The sequence below is a fragment of the Colwellia sp. E2M01 genome, assembly GCF_018860585.1.
Lineage (GTDB): Bacteria > Pseudomonadota > Gammaproteobacteria > Enterobacterales > Alteromonadaceae > Colwellia.
The window spans coordinates 1-24,408 of sequence record NZ_JAHKPR010000047.1; the positions used below are offsets into that span (position 1 = coordinate 1).

The 24,408-nt window shown below is 36.3% G+C and carries 25 protein-coding genes and 1 rRNA gene; 11 read left to right on the forward strand and 15 right to left on the reverse strand.

Going from position 1 to position 24,408, the window contains the following annotated elements; all coding sequences use genetic code 11:
* The first annotated feature begins 230 nt into the window (after positions 1–230).
* From rrf to KO502_RS10165, 3 genes are all read left to right on the forward strand, one after another.
* A 5S ribosomal RNA gene (rrf, locus tag KO502_RS10155) occupies positions 231–345 on the forward strand.
* 289 nt (positions 346–634) lie between these two features.
* Positions 635–1,822 (forward strand): hypothetical protein, encoded by a 1,188-nt coding sequence (locus KO502_RS10160; protein ID WP_216022469.1) that lies wholly within the window; start codon positions 635–637, stop codon positions 1,820–1,822.
* Positions 1,823–2,021: 199 nt separating this feature from the next.
* Entirely contained in the window at positions 2,022–2,495 is a 474-nt protein-coding gene (locus KO502_RS10165) for a L,D-transpeptidase family protein (RefSeq protein WP_216022470.1), read from the forward strand.
* A gap of 67 nt (positions 2,496–2,562) precedes the next feature.
* Here the strand turns inward: KO502_RS10165 and KO502_RS10170 are convergent, their stop codons facing one another.
* Both KO502_RS10170 and KO502_RS10175 read right to left on the reverse strand, forming a co-directional pair.
* Positions 2,563–3,516, reverse strand: a complete 954-nt coding sequence (locus KO502_RS10170; protein WP_216022471.1) for a histone deacetylase family protein — start codon at positions 3,514–3,516, stop codon at positions 2,563–2,565.
* 37 nt (positions 3,517–3,553) lie between these two features.
* On the reverse strand, positions 3,554–5,428 hold the full coding sequence (locus KO502_RS10175) for a GNAT family N-acetyltransferase (RefSeq protein WP_216022472.1): 1,875 nt from the start codon (positions 5,426–5,428) through the stop codon (positions 3,554–3,556).
* Between the two features lie 470 nt (positions 5,429–5,898).
* On the opposite strand from KO502_RS10175, the gene KO502_RS10180 reads away from it, so the two are divergent.
* From KO502_RS10180 to KO502_RS10190, 3 genes are all read left to right on the forward strand, one after another.
* The gene (locus tag KO502_RS10180; protein WP_354668320.1) at positions 5,899–6,534 is read left to right on the forward strand and encodes a sulfotransferase; all 636 of its coding nucleotides are present in this window, start codon (positions 5,899–5,901) and stop codon (positions 6,532–6,534) included.
* Between the two features lie 121 nt (positions 6,535–6,655).
* Complete coding sequence (locus KO502_RS10185) at positions 6,656–7,228, forward strand: tRNA-(ms[2]io[6]A)-hydroxylase (protein WP_216022473.1); 573 nt, start codon at positions 6,656–6,658, stop codon at positions 7,226–7,228.
* A gap of 168 nt (positions 7,229–7,396) precedes the next feature.
* Complete coding sequence (locus KO502_RS10190) at positions 7,397–7,963, forward strand: sugar O-acetyltransferase (protein WP_216022474.1); 567 nt, start codon at positions 7,397–7,399, stop codon at positions 7,961–7,963.
* Positions 7,964–7,980: 17 nt separating this feature from the next.
* Here KO502_RS10190 and KO502_RS10195 read toward each other — a convergent pair whose 3' ends face one another.
* Entirely contained in the window at positions 7,981–8,517 is a 537-nt protein-coding gene (locus KO502_RS10195) for a DUF1697 domain-containing protein (RefSeq protein ID WP_216022475.1), read from the reverse strand.
* Between the two features lie 137 nt (positions 8,518–8,654).
* On the opposite strand from KO502_RS10195, the gene KO502_RS10200 reads away from it, so the two are divergent.
* Complete coding sequence (locus tag KO502_RS10200; protein WP_216022476.1) at positions 8,655–9,068, forward strand: hotdog domain-containing protein; 414 nt, start codon at positions 8,655–8,657, stop codon at positions 9,066–9,068.
* A gap of 100 nt (positions 9,069–9,168) precedes the next feature.
* Positions 9,169–9,513 carry a YajD family HNH nuclease gene (locus KO502_RS10205; protein ID WP_216022477.1) on the forward strand — a complete coding sequence of 115 codons (345 nt, stop codon included), beginning with the start codon at positions 9,169–9,171 and terminating at the stop codon, positions 9,511–9,513.
* Positions 9,514–9,564: 51 nt separating this feature from the next.
* Here KO502_RS10205 and KO502_RS10210 read toward each other — a convergent pair whose 3' ends face one another.
* A complete protein-coding gene (locus KO502_RS10210) occupies positions 9,565–9,768 on the reverse strand; it encodes a hypothetical protein (RefSeq protein ID WP_216022478.1) in 204 nt (67 codons plus the stop codon).
* A 70-nt stretch (positions 9,769–9,838) separates the two neighbouring features.
* Positions 9,839–10,666, reverse strand: coding sequence for a viroplasmin family protein (locus KO502_RS10215; RefSeq protein WP_216022479.1), 828 nt, complete (start codon positions 10,664–10,666; stop codon positions 9,839–9,841).
* Between the two features lie 200 nt (positions 10,667–10,866).
* Here KO502_RS10215 and KO502_RS10220 point away from each other — a divergent pair, with 200 nt between their 5' ends.
* From KO502_RS10220 to KO502_RS10230, 3 genes are all read left to right on the forward strand, one after another.
* Complete coding sequence (locus KO502_RS10220) at positions 10,867–11,748, forward strand: hypothetical protein (protein ID WP_252730711.1); 882 nt, start codon at positions 10,867–10,869, stop codon at positions 11,746–11,748.
* A 284-nt stretch (positions 11,749–12,032) separates the two neighbouring features.
* Positions 12,033–12,965 carry a ribosome biogenesis GTPase YlqF gene (gene ylqF / locus KO502_RS10225; RefSeq protein WP_216022480.1) on the forward strand — a complete coding sequence of 311 codons (933 nt, stop codon included), beginning with the start codon at positions 12,033–12,035 and terminating at the stop codon, positions 12,963–12,965.
* A 224-nt stretch (positions 12,966–13,189) separates the two neighbouring features.
* A complete protein-coding gene (locus tag KO502_RS10230; RefSeq protein ID WP_252730712.1) occupies positions 13,190–14,302 on the forward strand; it encodes an endonuclease/exonuclease/phosphatase family protein in 1,113 nt (370 codons plus the stop codon).
* A 153-nt stretch (positions 14,303–14,455) separates the two neighbouring features.
* On the opposite strand, the gene lipA is transcribed toward KO502_RS10230, so the two are convergent.
* From lipA to nadD, 10 genes are all read right to left on the reverse strand, one after another.
* Positions 14,456–15,442, reverse strand: coding sequence for a lipoyl synthase (gene lipA / locus KO502_RS10235; RefSeq protein WP_216022481.1), 987 nt, complete (start codon positions 15,440–15,442; stop codon positions 14,456–14,458).
* Positions 15,432–16,142 carry a lipoyl(octanoyl) transferase LipB gene (gene lipB, locus KO502_RS10240; RefSeq protein WP_216022482.1) on the reverse strand — a complete coding sequence of 237 codons (711 nt, stop codon included), beginning with the start codon at positions 16,140–16,142 and terminating at the stop codon, positions 15,432–15,434. Before lipB ends, lipA begins: the two co-directional genes overlap by 11 nt.
* Before the next feature lie 49 nt (positions 16,143–16,191).
* Positions 16,192–16,455: a DUF493 family protein YbeD gene (gene ybeD / locus KO502_RS10245; protein ID WP_216022483.1), complete on the reverse strand. Its 264-nt coding sequence runs from the start codon at positions 16,453–16,455 to the stop codon at positions 16,192–16,194.
* 193 nt (positions 16,456–16,648) lie between these two features.
* Positions 16,649–17,761, reverse strand: coding sequence for a serine hydrolase (locus KO502_RS10250; protein ID WP_252730715.1), 1,113 nt, complete (start codon positions 17,759–17,761; stop codon positions 16,649–16,651).
* A gap of 305 nt (positions 17,762–18,066) precedes the next feature.
* Positions 18,067–19,077: a septal ring lytic transglycosylase RlpA family protein gene (locus KO502_RS10255; RefSeq protein WP_216022485.1), complete on the reverse strand. Its 1,011-nt coding sequence runs from the start codon at positions 19,075–19,077 to the stop codon at positions 18,067–18,069.
* 169 nt (positions 19,078–19,246) lie between these two features.
* The gene (rodA, locus tag KO502_RS10260; RefSeq protein ID WP_216022486.1) at positions 19,247–20,362 is read right to left on the reverse strand and encodes a rod shape-determining protein RodA; all 1,116 of its coding nucleotides are present in this window, start codon (positions 20,360–20,362) and stop codon (positions 19,247–19,249) included.
* Complete coding sequence (gene mrdA / locus KO502_RS10265) at positions 20,362–22,326, reverse strand: penicillin-binding protein 2 (RefSeq protein ID WP_216022487.1); 1,965 nt, start codon at positions 22,324–22,326, stop codon at positions 20,362–20,364. Before mrdA ends, rodA begins: the two co-directional genes overlap by 1 nt.
* Positions 22,327–22,483: 157 nt before the next feature.
* Entirely contained in the window at positions 22,484–22,954 is a 471-nt protein-coding gene (gene rlmH / locus KO502_RS10270; protein ID WP_216022488.1) for a 23S rRNA (pseudouridine(1915)-N(3))-methyltransferase RlmH, read from the reverse strand.
* A gap of 253 nt (positions 22,955–23,207) precedes the next feature.
* Entirely contained in the window at positions 23,208–23,528 is a 321-nt protein-coding gene (rsfS, locus tag KO502_RS10275) for a ribosome silencing factor (protein WP_216022489.1), read from the reverse strand.
* A 92-nt stretch (positions 23,529–23,620) separates the two neighbouring features.
* Complete coding sequence (nadD, locus tag KO502_RS10280; protein ID WP_252730713.1) at positions 23,621–24,403, reverse strand: nicotinate-nucleotide adenylyltransferase; 783 nt, start codon at positions 24,401–24,403, stop codon at positions 23,621–23,623.
* Positions 24,404–24,408: the final 5 nt, after the last annotated feature.

The window sequence follows — 24,408 nt, forward strand, 5'->3', positions numbered from 1 at the left end:
ACACCCAAGTGGTTTTGTATTGACAGGTAAAGTCAAATACTAACTTAGTAATGAAAAATTCGTGTAGAAAAGCCACACGTCATTTTGAATTACGTCGTTATTAGTTGATTTACCACTGTCATTAAGTTTGACAAAGACTATTGAAAAATAGCAATCACGTACTCGTGTTACTTAAAACAAATTTCTTAAATTATTTATATTACTTTCCCAGATAGTTAAACAAGTTTTTATCTAGCGACAATAGCGCTGTGGCCCCACCTGACTCCATTCCGAACTCAGAAGTGAAACGCAGTTGCGCCGATGGTAGTGTGGGAGTTCCCATGTGAGAGTAGGACATTGCTAGGTTTCTATTTAACCAGTAAATGAATCGCAACAGCGCCGATGGTAGTGTGACTTATGTTACAGAAAAGCCCATGTGAGAGCGAAGCGGGACATTACTAGGTTTCTATTCGAGCGAAAGCTCACGAGAAAAGCCCGTTACTAATGTAACGGGCTTTTTGCTTTCTGGTGTTTTTATAATTTGAGTGTTTGCTTGTGGCGATACTTGACTCTCTTATGCTAATACCATTATTTATAACCTTATCCCATTATTTGTTAAATCTTTCACTTATTACATTCGGAGCTGTATTAATAAATGAGAAAGTTATTATCTTCCCCTGTAAAAATGGCATTAAACGATGCTGAAAATTTTTCTTATCAAACCGCGTTAAAACACGTTACTGAAATTAGTTTAAACCTAATGGCAGTTAAAGTAGAAAACCGTCCTGATGACTACTTAGGTTGGTGTAAAGAGTTAATTGACGTATGTCGTAATCGAATTAACATGGATCTTTTAGAAAATGAACAATTACCTAGCTTAAAAAAACTAGAGCAAAGCTTAGTATTGGGTGCTAGTGCTAGTCAGTTCAAAATGGCTCGTATTGCACCTTGGCCAATTTTTACCGCCTTTATTGAGCAACAAGCCAATATTCATGGATTAGATGAACGATTAGCTTTATTAGATTACATTCAATTAATTAAAAGTAAAAAGTTAGCTGATATGACGGAAGTTGAACGATTAGCTTTTGTTGGTAAACATACACCACACCATATACATACAGAATATAACTTTGATGTTGAATGGTTTGCGTCAACTAAAACCGCCAAAGTATTTCATACTTTGATAGCAGAGCATCCTGAGAAATTTGATATAGCACTCAGTTTTATACCTGATGTAGGTGATGTAACTCCTAAACAATATCAAGATTTTGTGAATGCTTATAAAAAAATATTTTCAGATTATAAAGAAAATAAAGAATCAGGTGAAAAAGCACCGTTATCCCCAGCAACACGCTTATTAGCAATGAAACGTCCTGATCAGTTTATTGCGTTAACTAATACAAAAATTGACGTATTATGCCAAGGTTTATCTATTGCTAAGTTTAATAATTTTGATTTTGATAGTTATTGGCAAGATATGATTGGTACGTTAAGAACTTTTGCTTGGTGGCATCAAACTCAACCAGAAGATGAACAAGAATATAAGCTATGGCAAGCTCGTGCAATACTCATAGATTTATTTTTATTTGTAGATGAAGACTTTGCTTTTAATTCAAATTATCTACGACTTAGAGATAAAGCCCAGAATAAAGTAAATACGCATCAATCAACAATTTCCCGAAGCCGAATAAAATTAACCACTGAAGAGTTAGTAGATCAAGCTCTTGCTGAAGAGGGGATGCCTGAATATATTTTAACGAAACGAGATACTATCGTTAATCAAGTTAAAAAAGGTAAAAATACTGATGAAGTGATAGGGTTAATGAGAGCTATTTTTGGATAAAACTTGAATATATCATTACAGCTTTGTTGTTTATTTAATAACCATAACCTTGGTATAATATAATAAAGCTGTAGCTATATTAATCATAAACTTTAATTTTTATAGGTTGTATAATTCAGTACAAACTACGCAATATTTATTTACCTACTTTATAAAAACTATGAAAACCACTATTAGAAAATTATCGATTAAATTCATCATGAAAAAAATTATATTACTCTCATTTTTATATTCATTTCCAAGCTTTGCTTTTGTTGACTTAGTTATGGTTGATAAGTCAGATAATAAAATGTATTTGCTTTCAAGTGGCAAAGTGATAAAGGAGTACCATGTAGCACTCGGTAAAAACCCTGAAGGGCATAAAGAGCAAGAAGGGGATAAAAGAACACCAGAAGGCTTATACACCTTAGATTATAAAAAAGAAGATTCTGCTTTTTATAGAGCCATGCATATCAGTTACCCTAATGAAATAGATTTAGCCAATGCTAAGGATAAAGGTGTTTCTGCAGGTGGCTTAATTATGATCCATGGGCAACGTAATAATTTTGAAGGACTTCCACGTTATACTCAACAATCTAATTGGACGAATGGCTGTATTGCGTTAACAAACCCAGAAATAGACGAATTTATGTCGCTAGTTGATGTTGGTACCCAAATTCATATTAAATGGTAAATAAATAGTTATAAGCTATAAAGGTGAAGTTATTACATTATTATTCAATAATTATACATTACTTATATCAATTACCAATTAAGCCATTGATATGTGCTACAACGCTTCTACCTAAGGCACTTGGCGCATAACCACCTTCAAGCACTGAAATTATTCTTCCTTGGCTATATTCTGTTGCTATCTTTTTAACTTCATCGGTGATCCAGCGAAAGTCTGCTTCAGTTAAGCTTACTTGTGACATTTCATCTTCAATATGAGCATCAAAACCAGCTGATATCAAAATTAATTCAGGTTTGAATTTATGTAACGCAGGTAACCAATGAGCAGTTAATTTTTCTCTAAATTGCTCACCTTTTGTGGTTGCAGGTAAAGGCGTATTAATTATAGGTGGTATGTCACTTTCGGTTACTTCAAAAGGAAATAGAGGATACTCATAACTCGAACAGAATAAATAACCTTTATCGTCTTCAGGTGTCGCTTTAAAATGATTTCTGATGATATCTTCAGTACCATTACCGTGATGCACATCAAAATCAACAATAGCGACACGCTTCAATCCATATTGTTGTTTAGCATAAGCTGCGGCAATGGCGACATTATTGAAAAAACAAAAGCCCATGCCTTTATCGTGTTCTGCGTGATGCCCTGGTGGTCTGGTAGTACAAAAAGCTGAGGTTAATGTATTATCCATCACTAAGTCAACAGCATCAACTGCTGCACCTGCAGAGTAGAGTATTGAAGTTAATGACTTTTCATTCATGACACTATCAGGGCCAACAACAAATTTATCATCACCCTCTTTAGGTGCGTTATTTAAAACAAAATCTATATATTCAGTAGTATGAGCTAGTGATAGTAGTTTTTTATCTATTGGCTTCGAGTCAAATTGGCGCACGACGTAATCTAATCCACTACGTATTAGCTGATCAGATATAGCGCTTAAACGTTTACCGTTTTCAGGGTGATGATCACCCATGTCATGTTCGCTACATTTATAATGTCCAATAATTCCAACCGTCATAATTACTAACACCTTTTATTCTTATTTTATATTTTACTTATGAGTTTTCAGTCTCAGTACTTTCAGCTAATGGAAGTTTTAAATTAACTTCATCAAAGTCTTCACTTGGTTGACGTAAAAAGCCAGCTCTTTCAAATACTTTCAACATAGAGCCATTATCACGTCGAACACTCGCCACTAAGCTATCGAGTTTACGTATTCTGGCAATAGCGATAATTTCAGCTAGTAATGCTGTTGCCATGCCGCGTCCACGTAAGCTTTCTTTTATCACAAAAGCAACTTCACCACTATTGATACTTTCAATATAATAATATCGCGCAACGGCTTGTATAGCTTCACCCAAGGAATCTTTTTGGGTAAAACATAAAGCCAGATCTGTGTGTTGATTAACACTAACCAAGTTACATGACTTTTCACGAGTCATTTGCGTAATGTGGTGGTTATAACGCATGATCAAGGTTTCTTTATTATGTGAATAAAAGAATTCTTGTAACTTACGCTCATCAGCAGGGGCTAATGGACGTAATATGTAATTAGTATTAGCAAAGTTAAATCGCTTCATTTCAATTGAGCCTAATTCAGGCACTGAGCTTGGCGAGCTTTCTTGGTACTCAGGTACCCAATAATGCTTACGAACGTCACTAAGTAATTTATCTCTGAACTTAGGATGAGCAATACGAATTAACTCTAAGGCGCGCTCTCTAATACTTTTACCCTGTAATGAAGCAATACCAAACTCGGTAACCACATAAGATACATGTCCGCGCGAGGTAACTACGCCGCCACCTTCGGTAATGTGCCCGACAATTCGAGATATCTTGCCATCTTTAGTTGTTGAAGGCAGAGCGATAATCGCTTTGCCACCTTTGCTTAAAGAGGCTCCACGTACAAAATCAACTTGACCACCAATGCCGCTATAAAATTGATAGCCTATTGAATCGGCCACAACTTGTCCTGTTAAGTCGACTTCAATAGCACTATTAATAGAGACCATATTATCATTTTTTGATATTTTGACAGGTGAATTAATATGCTCTGATGGATAGAACTCAATGTGCGGGTTACCATCAACAAAATCGTATACCTTTTGACTACCAATACAAAAACTGACAACCGCTTTACCTTTGTGGTAAGTTTTCCGACGGTTATTAATAACGCCTTTTAGCATGAGATCAATCACGCCATCTGAGATCATCTCGCTGTGAATGCCTAAGTTTTTATGGTTGCCTAAATAAGTTAAAACCGCTTCAGGAATTTTCCCTATGCCAATTTGTAAAGTTGAACCGTTTTCAACCAACATGGCAACGTATTGTCCAATTTGCTCGGTTCGTTGATCTATTTCTGGCGCAATAATTTGCGGTAACTCTTGGTCAACATTAATCCATGAATGAATTTGATTTACGTGCACAAAGCTATGGCCATTAGTACGTGGCATTTTGGTGTTTACTTGGGCAATAACATATTTTGCTGCTTTTACAGCGGCAGAAACAATATCAACACTCACACCCATTGAACAATAACCGTATTCGTCAGGCGGGCTGACCATAATGAGGGCGACATCAAGGGGTAATATTTTTTCATGAAACATCTGTGGTACATCAGAAATAAAACACGGTGTGTAATCACCGCGTCCTTCAGCTACCGCTTCTCGAATATTCTTGCCGCCAATAAATAAACTGTTTACTTTAAATAAATCTTTATGCTCTGGTTTTGCCCAAACATTTTCAGATAAGGTGAGCATGTGCACGGTTTCTATATCATGCAAACCTTGGCTATTTGCAATAAGATCATCAATTAAAGCATTAGGTACGGCAGCATTAGAGCCGATAAAAATACGGTTACCCGATTTTAAATAGTCTGCCCATGTAATGGTTTTTTGTTCGGTATATAGGTGTCCATCTTGTGCTGTCATGAAATCCCCTAGACTAAATTTATAAATTGAATATCGATTAAGTATGCGCGCTTAACATGACTATTTATTGATCCCTATCAATTGGATCTTTGTTAAATGAATAAATACGTTATAATCGCCCATTCTACCGTATTTTCATTTTCAATTTCCATGTGACTTTAGTCTCAATGGAAGAATAATAGATACCCGTTTTACTTGAATATGCAGGATTCAGCTGGAATTAGAAACGCCTTTAGGCAAGGCATTGATTGTAGAGAATGGTTATTCCCTTCTCAAAATCAATAACGCTGCGTAAAGCGTTTCTAAACCAGCCTTCGGGAAAGACTGAGCAAATCATACTCAGTGTTACATTTCTTTTTAAGGGAATAATCCTTGATAAAAAATGTGCCTTGATTATGAATCGCTCAGACTTTCTGAAATGAGCATCTTCAAGTGGAACGGGTATACATATAATTAAGGACTTACTTTACGTGTCGACAGAAAAAATATTTATTATTGGTTTACCTCGTACTGCAACCACCAGTGTTTGCTTAGCTATGTTAGAGCAAGGCTTAAAAACAGCACATAATGCCTACACTCAAGAATCCTTTATCCAAGCACAAGTATTAGCCGACACGCCGATATTTTGTGATTATCAAGCCTTAGATAAGCACTTTAGCAACAGTAAATTTATTTACTTAACGCGTAAAGCTGAACTTTGGATCCCGTCTATAAAACAGTTATTACAACGGATGATGGTCAATTTACAGCGAACTGATGGTGGTTTTAATCCACATTTAAAACGTTGTTATAGTGAAACTTTTGCACCATTAACCCTTGATAATGTTAACAGAGATGATTTTTTATTAGATTGCTATAATCGTCATCAGCAAGGTGTTTTTGAGTATTTTAAAGACAGACAGCAAGATCTATTAACCATTGATGTAAGTGATGATGACAGTTATTTAAAGTTATTAACCTTTCTTAATATTGATAATGATAAAGCGCGAGAGGGCGGTTTTAAACAAATTAATATTGGTGGCAAAGTTCGCGCTTGGCAGCATCTTAATAATGACTTTAAGGTGGAGTCGACTAATAAAGGTCGTATTGATAAGAAACTGTATTAATACATCTATAAGAGCTGATGAATAACGCTAGCTATTGTAGGACATAAGCTTCACAGGTAAAATTACGACAATATATTAAAAGCCAATTATCTAAATAGAATTGATGTAGAGAATAATTATTATGTTTGAGTTAAAACACCACACAGGCCAAGACTGGGTTGATGCCGTTATGGCTGATTTTGATAAGTTTTTACAAGATCACGCCGCAGCAGAAAAAAAAGCATCAGGCATGGCAATGGCAATGTTATCGCATTATCCAGACAAAGCTAAGTTAGTTCGTGCGATGACAGATTTAGCTATTGAAGAATTGATCCACTTTAAACAAGTATTAAAGTTGTTAGTTGCCCGTGATGTTACTTTAGGACAAGACAAAAAAGACCCGTACATTACGCAAATACGTGCATTATTTCGAAACGGCACCAGCTATTTTATGATGGATAGATTATTGGTAGCAGCGGTTATTGAAGCGCGTGGTTATGAAAAATTCTTTTTAGTATCAGAAGCATTGCCGCCAGGTCGAGATAAAGACTTTTACGTTGCTATCGCAAAATCTGAAGAGAAGCATAAAAACTTGTTTGTTGAATTAGCTTATGAATATTGTGATAAAGCGGAAGTTGATGCACGGTTAGAAGAGATTTTAATTGCCGAAGCAGAAATTTGTAAGAACTTACCTATTCGTGCAGTACTTCACTAATAGAGACTTATCTTAATACTGTAAAGCATCTTTTCGGCATCAAAATTAAGGCATCAAAAGTACTTATTAACTAACGTTAGTTTTTATTTGAAATTGTCGTACTTTTTTGTAATTACACCTTACAGCTTAAGCTAAATCACTATTGTTAAATTCAATCGATAATATTCTATGAAAATAGCCTTTAACAGCATTACTCCTGATCTGATTGCCAAACGAAAGTCGGTGCATGAGGTCTGTAATCAGTTTCGACGTAGCCCAAGTAAAGGTAATTTAAAACGGGTAAAAGCACTATTTCAACAGTGTGGCGACGGCGTCATTATTGAGTCAGGCATCCACATGGATTACGGCGATAATATTATTGTTGGTGATAGGGTGTATATCAACATCAATTGCACGATGCTTGATGGCGTAGTCACTGACAATCTTACTGATGATGCGACTAGTGATAATACTCCTTTAATTACTATTGGTAATGACTGCCTGATTGGCCCGAATGTTCAACTGTTAGCTGTTTCTCATGATGTTGATCCGCAATTACGTCGCGAGAATAAAACTAACTATGTTGAAAGCATAACTTTAGATAATAATGTTTGGCTTAGCGGAGGTGTTATTGTGCTTAGCGGTGTAACTATTGGTGAAAATAGCGTGATTGGTGCCGGCAGTGTAGTAACTAAAAATGTTGCAGCCAATAGTTTTTATGCGGGTAATCCAGCAGTTAAAATACGCGATTTATAATGCTGGTTATGCTTTATCTAGCCTTTCTTAAGCATACTACTAATCTTATTTACAGTATTTAAATTACGTCCTGTTGCCGATTGCCCAAGACACGCTTCAATATTTGCGACTAACTTAGAGCGGCCAATACCATTTGGCGCGTATAAGTAAAACACCTTATCCTTAACGGTATAATTTTCCGACTTTTCAACCTCTGCAAAAGAAGCTAAATATTTATTTACTTTTTCTTGATTGAGTTTGATATCGCCATGACAAAAATAACAATGCACAAATTTCCCCTCAAACGTTTGATAGGGATTTTTTGACTTTGCCGTAGTAAACTCACCTTCAGTGAAAATAAATAATTCTGGTGAAAAGCCAAAGTTGTCCAATACAATTTTTTGAATCAACTCTTTCGGGTTATTTTCACTGTCTAACACGACATTGCCGCTTTGAATATATGAAGCAACATTTTGAAGGTTATGTTGTATTAATAAAGGCACAAGAGATTTCATTGGTAAAATATTATTGCCACCAACATTTATCCCTCTAAATAAAATAATATAGGTTTTCATTTTTTTCCTTTATTAACAGTCTAGTTTTGTGAGTTTAAATGTTCGGCTATTAAAAGTATTTATAAATACCTTTATATAGCATCTTTACGTTATAGTCATTAATCGATAATTCAGTAGATCATTATATAGGATCAATTATGCATTTTCTTTCTCGTCGTCTTGTTATGCCAAGTGATTTAAATTATGCCAATGCACTATTCGGTGGTCGCGTACTTGAATGGATTGATGGCGAAGCAGCGACTTACGCCATTTGTCAATTAGGCACTAACAGCCTCGTTACCAAACATATTGGTGCCATAAGTTTTCAGTCACCAGCAATACAAGGTGATGTTGTTGAGTTTGGCTTAGCCACGAAGAAAGTAGGGCGAACGTCAATTACGGTAACCTGTTTAGTGCGTAATAAAGCGACTAAAGCTACCATTTGTTTGGCAGACGATATTGTTTTTGTACAACTTGATCCTACTACAAGAAAGCCAGTACCACATGGTAAAACTATGGCAGGTTTAGTTGAACAAACACAAAAAGAGTTAAGCACACTCAATATTAGTTGAGATTAGTTAATGTTTATAACATCGTTGATTTCGTTTCTTGATATGCATAAAGCATAGCAATACACTAGTAACATTATTCCGTTAATATAAAAGTAGAGCTATGTCCTCAGATCGTTTTGGCACCACTGTCCATTACAAACAACAAGAAAAAGGTTACCGAGATCGCGCGTTAAAATTATACCCTTGGGTTTGCGGACGTTGTGCGCGAGCTTTTGAATTTTCTAATTTGAAAGAACTAACGGTACATCATGTAGATCACGACCATACCAATAATCCAAACGATGGCAGCAATTGGGAGTTGTTATGCATATACTGCCACGATAATGAACACGATAAATACACTGATCAAGCTAAATATCAGCGTGAAGTCACAGCTGGCGACAGCAACCAAGATACGGCAACGTATAATCCTTTTGCTGATTTAAAATCAATGTTGAAGAAATAATAGACTTTTCATAAATCAGACAGTTAAAATAACTAAAGTAGATGAGCTATTTTACTCATCTTCTTTAGTTAAGTATTTCTCATAACCATTCACACCAAAAAACCTTAACGACTTTTTTTGCTTTAATTTCTTAGCAATCAAAAGCTCACCACAGTAAATCTTCACCACTTGTTTCTCACCATTACTATCAGTTTCATAATTATGAAGCGGATTTAATCTCAAATTATCAAATTCAGTTTTCATAATAAGTTTCATAGTGAATCCTTCGATTTTAATACTTTTGTTAGGTTAGCATTAGGTTAGCTGTTTAATTTTATGGTAAAGGTTAACCTGATTCCATAGCAAGAATTGCTTTGATATCGATAGCTTCAGCATAACGAGTCATATTTTCTTGCTGTTGCTTTCTAGCCAATACCGCCATTCTATCTGCTAATTCATTACCTTCTATATTGGCATGACCTTTCACATGACGAATGGTGATTTTTGACTGAATGGTTTTATATAGCGCGTAACATTGCTGAACTAAAGCGAGGTTTTTAACTTCCTCGCCTTTACCGCGAGTCCAACCTTTAGCTTGCCAGCCTTTTGCCCACTTGGTAATACAATCTATTGAGTACTTTGAGTCAGACAAGATACAAATACTGTAGTCAGTACCTGCTGTCTTATTTCTTTCAATAAAATGTTGCGCAATTTGAAAAGACGATAATAAACCATTTAACTCGGCTGTGTTGTTGGTGCCGTTAGCTAAGTACAAACCATAATATAACGAGGTCACTTTACCGTGCTCGTAAACTGCAAGCCCAGTGCCTGATTTACCTGGATTAGGTGAGCAAGCACCATCGCAATATATTTCAATATCACTTTTAGCGTTAGGACTAGTAGTAACTGACTTACTCGTCGCAGTGCCTTTTGCTGTGCTTGTTGTTTTTCGTGTTGAAGTAGGTGCTGCAGTTTTTCCGCCTTTTTTACTTAAAGAGCGTTGCATTAATGCTTTGGTATAAGTTGAGGCAAAGGCAGATTCAGCTTCATATTTTGATTCAAAGCCCATGTATTGCGCGTCACTTCGACCCGCAGTATGTTGTTGTACTTCAGGCCAAGTATTAAATATGCCTGTTTTGGCGCCTTTCCAGATAACGTAGAATTTTTTACTCATAGATAACTAACAACTTTTTATGATAAAGAAAATAAATGAACGGTACTAGCTACGTATCTAAGCATGTATATAAACATGTAACGAAACAAGTAACGGACCAATATTATCAGCAATAGTTAACAGCTTAGCTACTAAAAATACTAATAAGTAAGTAATATTAGCGTTAATTTTTAAAGAATACTCATATTGAGGAATACAAAATGTTTACCAAGCGATTTCATAAAAAAGTTAGCATATTGGCAACTGCATTTTTTACCACAGTAATAACAACCATATTATTAAGCAGTTGTAGTAGCTCAGAGGTTAACAATAAACAGAAATGGTTAGTTATAGATAACTTTGAGCAACAATCATTACAAGGTTGGACCAAAGCAGATACGGCCAACAACACTAAACCTTTTAATGAAAACCCACAAGTTACTGAGTTAAGAACAACTTTCAAATCTGCATCATCATCTGTTGATAATCAATATATGATCAAAAAGCCGGCGAAAGACGGTTTAGTCGGCAACCGTAAAGCGTTAACTTATAAAGCTTTGCCGGTAAGCGTTAATGTTGGTGAAACCTATACTTTCTTTAGCCGGATTAATGTGGAATATTTCCCGAATAATCATGCTTTTGGCATAAGTAACCAAATGCCAGAAGATATTGAAAAGCTTGGCTACGATGCTTTTGAACCAACCTTGCGCGTTACTGATAAAGCAGAATCTAATGGTTTGAAAAATGACGGTGCCTTAATGGTAAAAACCGATGATGGTTATAGTAATGTGCAAAATTTTGCAGAACAAAAGTCAGCTAAGCCATTAGTTGCAGGGCAGTGGTATGATATTTGGTATGTGATAAATAACAATACCGTGGCAAACGGTGGTCAAAGTTACGATGTTTACGTTAAAGGCGGCGAGTTTTCAGAACAAACTTTAGTTTTTAAAGGTGCGCAATTTAGAAAGAAACGTGAACTGCCATTAATTTATTTTTTAATGAATTGTAATACAGGGCCCCATAAAAAGCCTTATGGTAATGGCGGTTTACAATACGATGATTTATATATGGTAAAAGGTGTTAATTTAACCTCGCCTATTTAATGTTAGCGACTTAATTATCCTAATTAATATTCATCAGTGTAAATTTTTCTAGTTAAACGAAAAAATTCTAAGAAATAAAAAGCAGCTCAATTGAGCTGCTTATCTGCCTTCTTCATTGGCATTACTTTGGGTGTAATTAACTACTTTAAATTAGGTAACCTATTTCAATATTTAGTTTTTAGTTAACCCATAGTAAATTACTCCCTATTAAACCCTAGGCACTTCCACTAAAATCTTGTTAAAATTAATATCTTAATAATAGAACTCACTCAAATAGGATCTTCATGGCGATTAACTGGTTTCCAGGCCACATGCACAAAGCGCAAAAAGAAATTAAAGAAATATTACCGCAAATAGACGTGGTGATTGAAGTGTGTGATGCGCGCTTACCTTTTAGTAGCGAAAACCCAATGATCACCGATATTAGAGGTGATAAACCCCTTATAAAAATTCTTAATAAAAGTGACTTGGCCGATCCTGAAACAACAAAAATTTGGTTAGATTATTTAGAGTCACAACATAACGTAAAGGCTATTGCTTTAACGACCGATAACCCTGGAGTAGCTAAAAACCTAGTAGGGTTAATTCGTAAGTTAGTACCAAATAAAGATCAAGACGGCAAACAAATTAATGCTGTTATTGTAGGTATTCCTAATGTGGGTAAATCAACACTACTTAATACTCTTGTTGGTAAAGCAAAAGCTAAAGTAGGGAATGAGCCTGCAGTAACCAAAGGACAGCAACGTATACGTTTAGAAGAGGGACTATATCTTTATGATACGCCAGGTATGTTGTGGCCTAAAATAGCCAACGAAAATTCAGGTTATCGTTTGGCAGTTTCTGGCGCAGTAAAAGATACTGCCTTTGATCATGATGATATTGCTTATTTTGCTGCTGAATATTTACTTAACGCTTATCCAAAAAGAGTAATGGAGCGCTATCAACTTGAAGAGCTACCTGAGCATGAAGAGGATTTAATTGAAGCGATTGGCCGTAAACGCGGTTGTGTAAAAAGTGGCGGTAGAATAGATTTACATAAAGCATCTGTTATTTTAATTAACGAAATTCGTGACAAAACATTAGGCGCAATCTCTTTTGAATTACCTGAAATGATTGATGCCGAAAATACTCATTTTGCTGAACTTGAAGAAAAACGTATTGCAGCAAGAGAAGCTAAAAAAGCAGCCCGCGGGCGAGGCCGAAAAAATAAGCGTTAATTTAATGGTTTAGTTACATAGTCAATAGTGCATCTTTAAAGGGCAAGCTATTGATTAAGATCTTATAAATTAAAAGTATGGGATACTTATAGCTACTCGTAGTATCCATAAAATTAATTTATTTAACACTGATTAAGTATAAATCTTAGTCAGCACAATAAACAGGTTAAGTTATTACAACTACATATAACAATACTCATTCGGCAGACGACGCAACAACACACTTGCAACTTAAAATAGCCACCTTTAATTTATTTAACTACCTTGAGCCTCCTAACGCTTGCTATGAGTTTGAGCGTATTTACAGCGCCGAACAATGGCAGAAAAAACAACAGTGGATTACCGATTACTTAGCTGAATATCACCCGGATATTATCGGTTTTCAAGAAGTATTCAGCCCCGAGTCATTAAAAGCGTTAGTAAGCGAGCAGGGCTATGATCATTTTGCGGTAATTGATGAGCCTCACGTGGTTGATGATTTTATTTATTCGCGTCCTGTTGTTGCCATTGCCTCTCGTTACCCCATTGTTGAAAGCGTCGCAGTATCACCTAATATTGAACTGGCGCAAACCTTAGGTTTAACTGATGATTTTTCGTTTAGTCGAAAAGTAATACGCGCAACGATTGATGTACCGCACCTTGGTCAGTGTGATTGTTATGTAGTGCACTTTAAGTCAAAGCGCACCATGATTGAGTTAAATGAATCGGATTTTACAGAAAAAGGTGAAAAACTATCTCCAGAAAAAACAATCATTGAAACTTTAAAAGCTCAAGTCGCTGGCGGTTGGGGCTCTACTATACAGCGTGGTAGTGAAGCGGCATTGTTGATGATTGAAATGATAGCAAGGCGAGAACAGACAAATAAACCAATGGTGTTAATGGGAGACTTTAATAATACTTTGAGCGATGGCGTATTAACCCATTTGCTGACTAACTCTTTACGTTTTGTTTCGACTATTGATCGTGATATCTACCTTGCTAAGTATTGTTTACAAGACTCATGGGATTTATATCAAGCAGTAAAAAACGCTGAGCAAATTGGTATTGAGGAAAATATTGCAGAGCAAGACAATACGCAAATTAATGTAGATACAATAGTTGATGCCAACCAAAGTGTAAGCACTGTTCGTAATCCAACTCATTATTTTGGTGTCACTAGCTCGGTGCTTGATTATATTTTATTATCGTGTGACTTTGATGCAGGTTACCATGACAGTCTGTATGAAGTGAGTGATTACCATACTTACGATAGACATTTAATTAACCCACTTTTTGATCGAGATGGAGAAAGTACTGATCATGGTGTGGTGTTAATTACGCTTACTTTGCGCTCGTAAAGGTCGGGTTCTGTTTTTAAGGGAATATTTATTTTAAAGGTATAGCTTACTTTTAAAGTTTAAATTTACTTTTTAAAGAAGTATAAATAAAAAGACCAGTACAATAACTGGTCTTTTTCAATTCATTATAACAAAGCTTTAAACTTACTTAGCTTATTTAACTTCTTCACCTGCAGCCTGTTTGTCAGCATGGTAGCTTGAGCGAACAAGTGGACCACAAGCTGCATGTGCAAAGCCCATGCGTTTTGCTTCACGTTCAAACATAGCAAATTCATCAGGATGAACATAACGCTCAACGGCTAAGTGATCTTTACTTGGTTGTAAGTATTGGCCAATCGTTAACATGGTTACGCCGTGATCACGTAAATCTTGCATTACTTCTAGTATTTCTTCGTTGGTTTCACCTAAACCAACCATTAAGCCTGATTTGGTGGCAACGGTAGGGTTAGCTTCTCCAAACTTTTTCAATAAATCTAAAGACCATTGGTAGTTAGCACCAGGGCGAACTTTAGTATAAAGGCGCGGTACGTTTTCCATGTTGTGGTTGAATACGTGTGGCGGATGTTGATTTAATATCTCAAGGGCTCGATCCATACGACCACGAAAATCAGGTACTAAAATTTCTACTTTAGTGTTCGGCGCTTGCTCGGCTAGTTCTTTAACACAATCAGCAAACTGTTGAGCGCCGCCGTCACGTAAATCATCTCTGTCTACTGAGGTAATTACTACGTATTTTAACCCCATGTCTTTTAAGCTATCGGCTAATTTCTTAGGCTCATCTGGGTTTGGTGGTAATGGACGACCGTGACCTACATCACAAAATGGACAACGTCTGGTACACAAGTCACCTAAAATCATAAAGGTTGCAGTACCGTGGTTGAAACATTCAGACAGGTTAGGGCATGACGCTTCTTCACATACCGAGTGCAGGTTGTTTTTACGTAAATTGGCTTTGATGTTGTCAATTTTTTCACTAGTGCGTGGTAACTTAATACGTAACCAGTCGGGTTTACGTAGCATAGTTTCTTTTGTAGAGCTGACAACTTTAATAGGAATATGAGCTAACTTGTCTGCATCGCGAAATTTTTCACCGGCAGCGCGGTCAGCTGTTTTTGTTTCAGAAGTTAAATTAGTACTCATTATCTGTATTCTTCTCGCTTGGTAAACCTCTTTGATAGCTAACATTATTAGCCTCAAGTAAGTTTATTAAATGTTTCACTAAGGCAGTACTTGCAGTAGCAGTATCTTGTGGGCCGCTTAAATCAGCCGTTTGCACCATTTCTAAACCAGCATAACCGCAAGGGTTAATACGCAGAAAAGGTGATAAATCCATATTTACATTCAAAGCTAAACCGTGAAAAGAGCAGCCTTTACGAATACGTAACCCTAATGATGCTATTTTTTTGTCATCTACATAAACGCCTGGAGCGTCAGCTTTAGGATAGGCAACAATATTATAATCATCTAACGAGGCAACTATACTGTTTTCAATCAAGGTGACTAAATCTCTTACCCCGACTTTTTTTCTTCGTAGATTAACCATGATATAAATAACCAACTGGCCAGGACCGTGATAAGTTACTTGTCCGCCTCTGTCTACTTTTACTACTTCTATATCTCCAGGAACAAGTAAATGTTCAGCTTTCCCTGCTTGACCTTGAGTAAATACTGGCGGATGTTCAACCAACCATAGTTCATCAGCTGTTGAGTTGTCACGGTTGTCGGTAAAGTCTTTCATGGCTTGCCAAACTTGGCTGTAATCCATGGTATTTAATTGTCGGATCACTAATGAGCCAGCTATGTTAATCGCTTCTTTCTCTACGGTTGAGCTTGAGAGCACTAGGTAAACCTCGTTAATTTACAATAATGACTATGTTGAAGCTTACGAATTATAAAACGTAACGTACTTCTTCGATGGCATTTAATGTTTTATAGATTTTTTCAATATGTTCTTTACTTGTCACGGTAACGGCAAGTGATACTGAATGATAATTGCCCTTTGAACTTGGTTTTATTTTAGGTACGTAATCACCTGGTGTATGTTTTTGCAATTCAGCAATAATAAGATCAGGTAGTTCGTCACAGGCAACGCCCATTACTTTAAAGTTTAATACGGTAGGAAAATCTAATAATTCGTCAAAATGGGTTTTCATTTATAGTTACTTCTTTTCGAGCTAGGTTAAAACTTATCGCGCTATTTTATCATTAAACGTTAACGGCTGATATTACTTTGTTGAATCTCGGCTATACAAAATGGAATATACAAATACGGGCAAAAAAAAACCTCATTATTAATAAATGAGGTTTTTGTTATGCACTTCAGAGCATGAACTTGTTTTTTATGATCTAGTCAGCAAATTGTAGTTTTACGTAATCTACCGCGCGGCTAAATAAGCTACCTTCGTTTACTTCTTCTAACGTTACTAATGGATATTGAGCAATATCTTCTTCATTGAGCTGTAAGAACAAAGTACCAACAACAGTACCTTTAGCTAAAGGCGCTGTTAATTTTTGGTTTAGCTCAAAGTTAGCTTTTAAGTTTTGACGTTGACCACGAGGAATAGTGATCGGTGTATCTGAAATAATACCTAAATCAACGTTCTCTTTATCGCCCATCCATATACGATTGCTAACAAATTTTTCACCGGCTTTATATGGAGTGATTGTTTCAAAAAAGCGGAAACCGTAATTTAATAATTTTTTACTTTCAACTTTTCGGGCGCGTTCGCTTGCTGTCCCCATAACCACGGTAACTAAACGCATACCATCTTTTGTTGCAGAGGTAACTAAGCTATAGCCAGCATTAGATGTATGCCCTGTTTTCATGCCATCAACATTTAAACTCTTATCCCACAATAAACCGTTACGGTTATATTGTTTGATGTTGTTGTAGGTAAACGATTTTTGCTTATAAATGGCGTACTCTTCAGGAACATCACGAATAAGTGCTATAGCAAGTGCAGCCATATCGCGTGGAGTAGTCATATGAGATGTGCTGTCTAAACCATGGCTGTTTTCGAAAAAGCTACTCGACATACCTAATTGCTGCGCATGAGCATTCATTAAATCGGCAAAAGCACTTTCGCTACCTGCAATATGCTCAGCCATAGCAACACAAGCATCGTTACCTGAAGCAACAATAATACCTTGGTTCAGTAAGCTAACAGGTACTTCAGTACCCACTTCAATAAACATTTTTGACGAGTCAGGAAAGTTTTTAGCCCAAGCTTTTTCACTGATCATTACTTTGTCGTCATTACTGATATTACCGTTAAGTAGTTCTTTACCAATAATATAGCTCGTCATTATTTTAGTTAAACTTGCTGGCGCTAATAACGTGTCAGCATTTTCTTCGGCAATAACTTTACCTGTAGTGTAATCAATTAAGATATAGCCTTTGGCATTAATTTGCGGAGCATCAGGAATAATAGATATAGCATGTGCTAATGGAGAAAGCATTAATGTGGCGGTTAATATTGCACCGTTAAAAAAAGCGCTTAGCTTATTGGCGCCTTTACTTGTTAAAGTTGGCGCGTTAAGAATTGTTATATTTTTAATCATAGTATTTGTTATTTGTTCACAGTTAAGGAAAATCAACTGTAACAAAGTATACCATCTCTATAAGTCTTGGCTACGGGCAATAAAAAGATAATGTTAATAACTTCTTACATAAGCCGTTAAAAAGCTCTTTTAAATGTAACAATTTTCATCAAATATAAGTTTTAGTTGAAACTGGGTACATATCAGAACAACTTTATGTTCATTTAATGTTGTTCACTTCTCGCATAAGCATTTGGATAGCCATTTTCTTTTAACGAGGAAAGTAAAGTGTTTAAGGTAGCAAGATCATTAATTGGCCCTATCTGAATTCGATACAGTCCATTTTGCTCAGGATAACTTGTTTCTTGGTTATATTGACTTGTTAATTTTGTCGCTGTGTTTACAGCAACATCTTTATTACTGGTTGCTAATACTTGAATATAAGGAGTAGCAATACCTATATTGGTTTCTTGTGTGGTACTTACTGATGCGGATTTTTCAAGATTGTCTACGATAGAAGTTTGCTCATTTATAACGGTAGAAGTGTTCTGTGAATTAGTTTCTAAGTTAGTTATTGAGTTAGTTATTGAGTTAGTTATTGAGTTAGCAGTGTGATCTTTTGTTAGATTAACAGTAGGCAAAAGTGATTTATCTGCGGGTAGTTTTACCTTATCTGTTTTAAGATCAAATTCAGTGATTGCTTCAATATGTACTTGGGCTGTTCCCGTTTTTAGCATATCGAGTTTATAAGCGGCGCTGTATGATAAATCAATAATACGTGATTCATGAAAAGGCCCCCGATCATTAACACGAACAATAACCGACTTGTTATTTTCCATATTCGTAACTTTTACATAAGTAGGGAGCGGTAAGTTTTTATGCGCGGCACTCATGGTATACATGTCATAAATTTCACCATTAGAAGTGTAATGGCCATGAAATTTATTGCCATACCATGAAGCAATACCTGTTTGTTGAAACCCTTGGGCTGAGCTCATTACTTTGTATGGTTTACCAAAAACTTGATAGTCTTTATTACCGCCTCTACTATGTGGCTCTGCGCGAGCAATAGCATCTTGTTGCTCAGCAATACTCGGTAAACGTGTCGGCGTACTATCATGTGTTTGTGCATAACGACCAGAAGTACTACAAGCATTAAGTAATGTAACAAAAAACGTTATAGAAAATAATGTTAGTGCTTGTTTTTTAGAGTAAAGAATAGTTAGTGATTTCATAAAATATTTAATATTTCAACTGTATTTACGGTCAATAAAAGTAAGATAAACCAAACATCTATAACAACATTAAGTTGAACATATTTTAACAAGCTAAAAAAGTTAAATGTAAGTTTTATGGTAAAAAATATAAGTAAGCACTTGTAAGTAAAAATAATAAATTTATATGTTAAGCGTGGAACCGACGGTGAGTACTGATAGCCATTAAAATGCCAAAACCAAGCAATAATGTCACCATGGAAGTACCGCCAAAACTTACCAAGGGTAATGGCACACCAACAACAGGTAATAAGCCAGATACCATACCAATATTAACAAACACATAAACAAAAAAGGTTAAGGTAAGGCTGCCTGCCAATAATTTAGTAAAAGCTTGTTGCGCGTTAACTGCAATCCATAAACCACGCATTACTACAAACAAATACACAGCAAGTAAGGCGGTAACGCCAACTAAACCAAATTCTTCACTAAAAACTGAAAAAATAAAGTCGGTATGACGTTCAGGTAAAAACTCAAGTTGCGATTGAGTGCCCTGTAGCCAGCCTTTGCCTTCTATGCCGCCAGAGCCTATCGCAATTTTAGATTGAATAATATGGTAACCAGAGCCAAGCGGATCTTGCTCAGGATTTAAGAAAGTTAGTACTCGTTGTTTTTGATAAGGCTTCATCAAAAACATCCATAAAATAGGAATAAACGCAGAAGTTAACGCAATACATACACTAATAAGTTTCCAGCTCGCACCCGCTAAAAAGATAACAAAAATACCAGAGCTAGCAATAAGTAATGAGGTACCTAAATCCGGTTGTTTGGCAATAAGTAATGTGGGTAATAATACTAAGATAAATGCTTGTATTACGGTTGATAGTCTTACCGGAAGATTGTCTTGACTCACAAACCAAGCAATCATTATTGGCACGATGAGTTTCATTATCTCAGAGGGTTGAAATTTGATGAAGCCTAAGTCAAGCCAGCGCTGTGCACCTTTGCCAACATGACCAAACAATAACACACTAAGTAACATTAATAAGCCTACTACGAATACAGGTACAGCCCATTTTCGATAAGCTAAAGGTGGGATTTGAGCGACGATGAACATACCAAGTAAGGCAACACCAATACTTCTCGCTTTTAAATAAACGTAAGCTGTTTCTTGGCCTTTTGCACTATATACAAGAAATAGCCCTAAAGCTAACAAGGTTAGAATGCCGAGCAATAATGGAACATCTATATGCAGGCGTTGCCAGATAGAAATTGCTTTTTTTTGGTCTTGTCCAGTGCTGCGCATTAATCAGTCTCGCGAGTTTGCTTAGTATTATTAATACTGGCTTTAGTTTGTACTTTAGCGGTTTTTATTTCAGCTTTAATATCTCTATTACCAAAATATTGATCCATTATTTGTCTTGCTACAGGGGCTGCATTGGTTGCACCACCACCTTTTTCTACGTTTTCTATAGCTACCGATACAACAATTTCAGGATTGTTATAAGGGGCGAAAGCGATAAACATAGCATTATCACGCTTGTTTTCAGAGGTTGATTCAGCATCATATTTTTCATCTTGCTTAATACGAGCAACTTGCGCAGAGCCGGTTTTTCCTGAAGCATCATACTTAGTACCCTTAAAAGGTTTATAAGCCGTCGCGCTTGGTTTTTGTACCGTATTGTGCATCGCTTTTAAAACCACATCCCAGTTTTTTTCGTCATTAATTTCTAATGGTGCGCGTGGCTCATAAACAATCGGTGTGACTTGATGATAAGCGTTACCATTGCTTTCAATGATTAACTCGCTGCTTGCTTTTAATAAATGTGGTATTTTACGTTCACCATGATTAACTAAAGTGGTAAGCGCCTGCGCTAGCTGTAACGGTGTTACTGTCCAGTAACTTTGTCCAATACCAACGGATAACGTTTCACCAGTGTACCAGGACTTTTTGTAACGCTCTCGTTTCCAAGCAACGCTAGGCATAATGGCTCTACTTTCTTCGTGAATATCAACGCCGGTGTAATCACCAAAACCAAATTTTTCCATCATGGTACTAATTTTTGTTATCCCTAACTTAAAAGCAAGATCATAAAAATAAATATTACATGATTGCTCTATCGCAGTAGTTAAATCTACCATGCCATGACCCCAAGGTTTCCAGTCACGGTATTTATTTGGCAAACCATCAAGTTGATACCAACCAGGATCATAAATTTTGGTAGATGGGGTAATAACCTTTTCTTCTAAACCTGTTAATGCCAAGAAAGGTTTAACCGTAGAAGCGGGTGGGTAACCTTGCACGCTTCGGTTAATTAACGGTAAATCACTTGAGTTAAGTAACTTTTTATAGTTTTTACTACTGATACCATGAACAAATAAATTACCGTCGTAACTTGGATTAGAATACATAGCCAAGATTTCACCACTTCGAGGGTCCATCGCAACTATTGCTCCACGCTTACCTGACAGCGCGCGTTTGGCAATCATTTGTAACTCAATATCTAAAGATAAAGTCAAATCTTTACCTGGAATAGGCGGTGTGTAATTTAAGGTACGAATAACGCGACCTTGGTTATTAATTTCAACTTCTTGGTGACCAATAAAACCATGGAGCACATCTTCGTAATAACGTTCAATACCCAGCCTGCCTATAGCGTAAGTAGCCGCATAGTTGTCTGATTTACCTTCTTGCTCTAATTTATTGGCATCTTTACGGTTAATACGTGCCACATAACCAAGAGTATGCGTTGTTAAATCAGAAAAAGGGTAATAACGCTTTAGTCGTGCATTAACAAATATACCGGGGAATTTATGTTGGTTGACAGAAAATAAGGCAACTTGTTGATCGCTTAACCGTGAATGTAACTCAACAGGTTTGAACCGACGATTGCTCTTCATGTTTTTGAAAAATCGTTCTTGACGCTCTGGACTTATATCAAGCAATGAGCTTACTTGAGCAATACTGGCTTTTATGTCATCAACGTCTTCGGCAATAACTTCTAAACTATAAACAGGCTTGTTATCAGCCAGTAATACTCCATTTCTATCAAAAATTAAACCACGGTTTGGGGCAACAGCAACAAGCTTTATACGATTGGAATTAGAGCGTGTTTTATACTTCTCAAATGACTCAACTTGCAAGCTATAAATATTACCAAGTAGTAATAATAAAATAACGACTACACCACAAAAGGTGATAAACGTACGACGAGCAAATAAGTTTGCTTCAGCGGATTGATTACGAATGACATTACGGCGAGGAGGCATTATTGGTTTCTAACCTCAGTAATACATGACACATAAAAAAGGGATAGTATTTTACGTGATACTTTACCTAATACAGTACATAAAATGGCACTATTAGGTGTTGTGGCAGATAGATTTTTAATCTGTAGTAATATACGTAAAATAATAATTAACAAAATTATTCTCTATGATAGGGGTGGTTAGTGTTAACACTCCAAGCGCGATATAAGCTTTCTGCGATGAGTACCCTAACCATGGGGTGAGGTAGTGTTAATGCAGATAATGACCATTTTTGTTCAGACGCTGCGATACACGCTGGCGCTAAACCTTCAGGTCCACCCACTAATAATGCAACATCTCTGCCGTCAAGTTGCCAGCTCTCAAGTTGTTTAGCAAGTTTTGGGGTTGTCCATGCTTGACCTTCAACTTCAAGCGTAACAATACGACTTCCTTTCGGAATAGCGGCAAGCAATAGCTCACCTTCTTTGGCAAGTATACGGGTAATATCTGCATTTTTACCGCGTTTACCTGCGGGTATTTCAACTAAGTGGAAACTTAAATCACGTGGAAAACGACGGCTATATTCAGCGAAGCCTTGACTAACCCATGCAGGCATTTTGCTGCCTACGGCATATAAAGTAAGTTTCATAAATCGATAGTTATTAGGAGGTTAATTATCATTTCAACACTGTCTACCTTATTTTTTAGTATTTTACCTTATTGTGTCGTGTTATTGTAACTTACGTTTTAGCTCATAAATCGACGCTAGATAATACACAAAACTCAATAACAGAGTTATCCATTATTGAGTTATCAGTTGAGACCTATTAAGTCTCAAGAGTGATCAAGTAACAAGCTTTGGCTAAATAGCTAATGCTTTGAATTAAATAATTAGCTGAAATTTATTCGGCCCAAAGTTGTTCAAGGTTATACTTATCACGTTGTTCATCAGTCATAACATGTACGATAACATCGATTAAATCAACTAACGCCCATTCTCCAATATCGTTACCTTCCATGCCTCGTGGTTCAACACCTTGAGCACGACACTCAATGGCAATTGACTGAGCGATAGATTTTACATGACGATTTGAGTTACCTGAACAAATAATCATGTAATCAGCAAAGCTTGCTTTGTCGCTAATGTTAAGAGCAATGATGTCTCGGCCTTTCATGTCTTCAAGTTGTTCTATTACAAATGCTTTAAGTTGTTCAGTTTGCAAGGCGTTATTCCTATCGTTAATCGAACTTAGATTGGCTCTGTTTGAGCTATATAAAATAATTAGTGCAATATTAACACTTTTTACGCCAAGGGTTAACGGTAAAGATTATTTTTATTAATATAATCTAAAACTTTTGGGTGAAGTTGCTGTTCAGTGCTTTGTCGCTGTGCAATACGTTGGCGTATTTGAGTGGAGGATACATTGAAAAGAACAGGCTCAGCAAAGAATATTTTACCGGCTTCAAAATTTAATAGGTCGGCTTTATTTGTTGTTTGTCGTGCTGTTAATAATGCTTTTGTTTCGGTGTTTATTTTATCTACATTATAATTTGGTCGAGTGTTAACAATCAAGTGGCATAACGCTAATATTTCTTGATATTGATGCCATTGGCTAAAGGTAAGTAAAGAGTCCATACCAATAATAAAATGCAATATATGTTCAGGATATTGTTGTTTTAAAGCATTAAGAGTATCTACAGTATAGGAGCGGCCAGCACGAGTTAATTCTTGTGTGTCGCAAGAAAACAAGTCACTTTGTTGACAGGCAAGCTCCACCATTGATGCGCGTTGCTCAGCGCTTGCATGAGGAACTAAATCAGGAGTCACTTTAAGCGGAGAAATATACGCCGGAATTAACAATATATGTGATAGCGCTAATTCATTGGCAACAGCTTGTGCTGATTGCGTGTGACCTAGATGAATAGGGTCAAAACTCCCCCCTAAAATACCAAGCCCTGATTTTTTAGTCGTGTTAATATGACTTGGAGAATTATTTTTACTAGCGGGTTTAAAACTAGTCGCTCTGTTATAAAAGCCACTAAGAATTGGCGTAGCTCGCATTACGCTTGCTTTAAAATAAGTCGTTTTAATAGGCATTAAGG